Source organism: Variovorax sp. 01T439_2, from assembly GCF_056398445.1.
On sequence record NZ_JBFTPJ010000435.1, the window covers coordinates 1 to 4,758 of the forward strand.

Annotated in this window: 5 protein-coding genes; all 5 read right to left on the reverse strand. The window is 70.4% G+C overall.

All coding sequences use genetic code 11. The features are described from left to right. Window positions 1-578 (reverse strand): homocysteine S-methyltransferase family protein (locus tag AC1DOC_RS19700; protein WP_478130331.1); only part of this gene is annotated, 578 nt, incomplete at its 3' end. A gap of 48 nt (window positions 579-626) precedes the next feature. Continuing rightward, window positions 627-1,442, reverse strand: a complete 816-nt coding sequence (gene hutG, locus AC1DOC_RS19705; protein ID WP_369663940.1) for an N-formylglutamate deformylase — start codon at window positions 1,440-1,442, stop codon at window positions 627-629. 6 nt (window positions 1,443-1,448) lie between these two features. Beyond that, a complete protein-coding gene (locus AC1DOC_RS19710; RefSeq protein ID WP_369663939.1) occupies window positions 1,449-2,858 on the reverse strand; it encodes a formimidoylglutamate deiminase in 1,410 nt (469 codons plus the stop codon). Next, window positions 2,855-4,105: an imidazolonepropionase gene (gene hutI / locus AC1DOC_RS19715; protein WP_369663938.1), complete on the reverse strand. Its 1,251-nt coding sequence runs from the start codon at window positions 4,103-4,105 to the stop codon at window positions 2,855-2,857. The genes AC1DOC_RS19710 and hutI overlap by 4 nt, the downstream gene beginning before the upstream one ends. 28 nt (window positions 4,106-4,133) lie before the next feature. Then, window positions 4,134-4,706: a HutD/Ves family protein gene (locus AC1DOC_RS19720; RefSeq protein ID WP_369663937.1), complete on the reverse strand. Its 573-nt coding sequence runs from the start codon at window positions 4,704-4,706 to the stop codon at window positions 4,134-4,136. Window positions 4,707-4,758: the final 52 nt, after the last annotated feature.

Sequence of the window (4,758 nt, forward strand, 5' to 3'; positions counted from 1 at the left end):
GCCTTGGCATTGAGCGTGTCGAAGATGGTCTCGACCAGGATCACGTCGGCGCCGCCCTCGACCAGCGCCTCGGTCTGCTCGTAGTAGGCCGCGCGCAATTGCTCGAAGTCGACGTTGCGCGCGCCGGGGTCGTTCACGTCGGGGCTGATGCTCGCGGTCTTGGGGGTCGGGCCGAGGGCGCCGGCCACGAAGCGCGGCTTGTCGGGCGTGCTGAACTTGTCGCAGGCCGCGCGCGCGAGCTTGGCTGATTCGAGGTTCATCTCGCGTGCGAGGTGCGCCATCTTGTAGTCCTCCTGCGCGATGGTGGTCGCGCCGAAGGTGTTGGTCTCGATCAGGTCGGCGCCGGCCGCGAGGTAGCCCTCGTGGATGTCGCGGATCACGTCGGGCCGCGTCAGCGAGAGCAGCTCGTTGTTGCCCTTGACGTCGCGCTCGAAGTCCTTGAAGCGCTCGCCGCGGTACTGTTCCTCCGTGAGCTTGAAGCGCTGGATCATCGTGCCCATCGCGCCRTCGAGGATGGCGATGCGCTTTTCGAGGATGCCGGCAAGCGCCTGGCCGCGGGTATAGATGACGGGCTTCATAGCCCCCGATTGTAGGAAGCGGGGCTGCCCCTGGGCGGCGTCAGTGCTTTAGCGGCGTTCGACGAATTCCAGCACCGCCTCGATCATGCGCCGCACATGCGGCTGCACGCCGGCCGCGACTTCGGGCAGGTAGTCGAAGGGCAGCTTCTCCTGCATGTAGCTCGACTGCGTCATCTCCAGCTGCACCGCGTGCACGCCGGCCGCGGGGTTGCCGTACTGGCGCGTGATGTAGCCGCCGGTGAAGCGGCCATTGAGCACGCCCGTGTAGCCGGTGGCCGATTCGGCAATGCCGAGCAGCGTGGCGGCCAGCGCCGGGTCGCAGCTGCTGCCCTTGCCGGTGCCCAGGTTCAAGTCGGGCAGCTTGCCTTCGAAGAAGCGCGGCAGCACCGAGCGGATCGAGTGCGCGTCCCACAGTGCGATGGTGCCGTGCGCGGCCTTCAGGCGGTCGAGCTCGGCCTGCAGCTGCCGGTGGTAGGGCTGCCATATGGCGTCGCGGCGCGCGGCGATTTCCGCGTCGTCCGGAAGGTCGGCAGCGGACGCGTAGACCGGCGTGTCGTCGAAGGTGTCGACCGGGCACAGGCCCGTGACGCTCTGGCCCGGGTAGAGGCTGGCGCCATCCGGCGGGCGGTTCAGGTCGACCACGTAGCGCGAATGCGTGGCAACGAGCACCGAGGCGCCGAGTTCGTCGGCAAAATCGTAGAGCCGTTCGAGGTGCCAGTCGGTGTCGGGCACCTGGCGCGCCTCGTCGGTCAGGCGGGCGGCGAGCGCGGGCGGCACGTAGGTGCCGACGTGCGGCATCGAGATCAGCAAGGGACGCGTGCCCTGGCGGAAGCGGAAGGCGGGTTCGGTGGTGGTGAAGCTCATGGGACTCTAATTTTCGAGGAGAAGCTGGCTGCGCGCCGCGACGAAGGCGGCGGCGGCCTCGGCGTGCAGGGCATGGCGGCCGGCCGCCACGCGCGGCTGGCCCGACACCCAGACGGCATCGATGGCCGAGGTGCGATGGCTCGCAAAGACGTGGGCCGACAGCATGTCGGGCGCCGGCAGGCCTTGCAGCGCAAGCTGTGCGGCATCGAGCACGACGAAGTCGGCCTGCTGCCCCACCGCCAAGCCGCCAATGGGCCGGCCCGAGGCCTGCGCGCCGCCGCGCACCGCTTCGAGCGTGAGCGCGGTGGCCACATGCGGCTGCGCCGCGCTGGCGCCGACGTTGCGCTGCCGCCAGGCCAGGCGCTGGCTGTATTCGAGCATCAGCAGCTCTTCCGCGGCATTGACCGTGGCATGGCTGTCGGAGCCCAGGCCCCAGGCGCCCCCATGGTGGCGCCAAGCGGAAAAATCGAAGATGCCGTCGCCCAGGTTGGCCTCGGTGGTCGGGCACAGGCCGGCGACCGCGCCGCTCTTTGCGGCACGCTCGTATTCGGCCGCGTCCATGTGCGTGGCATGCACCAGGCACCAGCGCGCGTCGACCGGCGCATGGTCGAGCAGCCAGGCCACGGGCCGCTGGCCGCTCCAGGCCACGCAGTCGTCGACCTCCTTGGTCTGCTCGGCGATGTGGATGTGGATCGGTGCGCCCGGGTCGATGGCTTCGAGCCCCGCCACGGCTTCGCGCAGCGCATCGGGCGGCACGGCGCGCAGCGAATGCGGCGCGAGCCCCAGGCGGGCCGAGGGACCGCCTTGCGGTCCGGGTGCACCCTGCGCCTCGCATGCGGGCTTGAGGGTGTCGAGCAGGCGCAGCATCGAATCCGTCGAGCGGATGAAGCGGCGCTGCCCCTCGTTGGGCGGCAGTCCGCCGAAGCCGCTGGCCTGGTAGAGCACGGGCAAGAGCGTGAAACCGATGCCGGCCTTCTTCGCGGCGCGCAGCAGCGCGAGGCTCAGCGTCGCATCGTCGGCATAGGGGCGGCCATCGGCATCGTGGTGCACGTACTGGAACTCGCACACGCTGGTGTAGCCCGCCTCGAGCATCTCGGCATAGAGCCAGGTCGCGATGGCCTCCATCTGCTGCGGGCCGAGGCGCGCGGCAAAGCGGTACATCAGCGTGCGCCAACTCCAGAAGCTGTCCTGCTGCTGGGCGCGGTATTCGGTGAGCCCCGCGAAGGCGCGCTGGAAGGCATGCGAATGCAGGTTGGGCATGCCGGGGATCACGGGGCCCTTCGCCACCTGCGCGCCCGCTGCCGGCGGGGCCGCGGACTGCACCTGCGTGAGCTGGCCGGCCTCGTTCCACGACAGCCGCACGTTCTTTGCCCATCCGCCGGGCAGCAGCGCATCGGCCGCGAACAGCGTGTTCATTGGGCAGCTCCCACGGCGATGCGGCCCTGGCGCACGACGGTGCGCACCGGGCGCTGGCCGAACCAGTAGGCGAGCTCGGCTGCGTCGCGCACGTTCCACAGCACGAAGTTGGCGGGCATGCCCTCGGCGATCGCGCCGTGCGTTTTCTGTAGGCCCAGGGCGCGCGCCGCATGCAGGGTGACGCCGGCCAGCGCCTCGGGCACCGTGAGGCGGAACAGCGTGCAGGCCATGTTCATCATCAACAGCAGGCTCAGCGCGGGCGAGGTGCCGGGGTTGTGGTCGGTCGACACGGCCATCGGCACGCCGGCGGTGCGCAGCGCCTCGATCGGCGGCAGGTGCGTGTCGCGCAGCGTGTAGTAGGCGCCGGGCAGCAGCACGGCCACGGTGCCTGATTGGCGCATGGCCTCGATGCCTTGGGCCGACAGGTGCTCGATGTGGTCGCACGAGAGCGCGCCGTAGCGCGCGGCGAGCGCGGCGCCGCCCATGTCGGAGAGCTGCTCGGCATGCAGCTTGACAGGCAGGCCCAGCGCCTTCGCGGCCTGGAACACCTGCTCGGTTTCCGCGAGCGTGAAGGCGATGCGTTCGCAGAACACGTCCACCGCATCGACCAGCCCCTCGGCCGCGAGCGCGGGCAGCATCTCATTGCAGACGAGATCGATGTAGTCGCCGCTGCGGCCCGCGTATTCGGGCGGCAGCGCATGCGCGCCGAGGAAGGTGGTGCGCACCGTGACGCCATAAGCCTCGCCCAGGCGCCGCGCCACGCGCAGCTGCTTGCGCTCGTGCTCGAGCGCCAGGCCGTAGCCCGACTTGATCTCGATCGCGCAGACGCCGTCGGCCAGCAGCTGTTCGAGCCGCGGCGCAGCCTGCGCGAAGAGTGCGTCTTCATCGGCCTCGCGCGTGGCGCGCACCGACGAGACGATGCCGCCGCCGGCCTTCGCCACTTCTTCGTAGCTGGCGCCCGCGAGCCGCATCGCGAACTCGTTGGCGCGCTGGCCGCCGTAGACCAGGTGCGTGTGGCAATCGACCAGGCCTGGCGTGACGAGCGCGCCGCCGCCATCGTGCGGCGGCAGGCCTGCGAACTCGGCCGGCAGGGCACTGCGTGCGCCGACCCAGCGGACCGTGCCTTCGGCCACCGCGATGGCGGCTTCGGTGTTGGCGTCCAGGGTGGTGCCGGGCGCGGCACCGGGCGCCAGGCGGAGCCCCGTCCAGAGGCCGTCGGCCGATGGGAATGTGCTTGCGGATGTCATGTCTTGTCTTGTCTTGTGTTTGCACAGCTTACGCCGGCACGATGCGGATCGCAGCCAGCCGCGCGCCTTCCTGCGCGGGCTCGGCCTGCCATGCCTGCGCACTGTCGGTCCAGTACAGGCCTTCGCCCTCGCGGCAGGGCTCACCGTTCAGGCGCCATGCGCCGCCAAGCGCGAGCAGCACGCCGTGCGGTGCGGCCTCGATGGCCGATGCGTGGTCCAGCACCTGCACGTCGGCGCGCCACTGTCCATGGCGCGTCATGATGTTGAAGTCGTTCGATGCGCCGCCGAGCAGCGTGCAGTCGATCGCGTCGTCGCCGCTGAATGCGAACGGCCGGTGCGGCACGTCGAGCCGGTGCTCGATGCGCCCGTCGTGCGTGAACAGCCGCACGCCGTCGCCTTCGAGCAGCATGATGCTGCGGTCCACGCCCGCGAAAGTCGAGAACGGCCCGGCCGCCGCAATGGTCGCGATGCTCGCGCGCCAGCCGAAGCCATCGAGCCCCGCGCCCTGCGGCCAGCTCGCGATCTCCTGCGTGGTGCCGCCGCCGTTCTTCCAGGGCATGGCTGGGAGAGAGCTGCGAGAGAAGCGCTGCACGTTGTTCATGACCGGTCCTCTTGCCCCTTCCCCTTCCGGGGGAAGGCTGGGATGGGGGCCG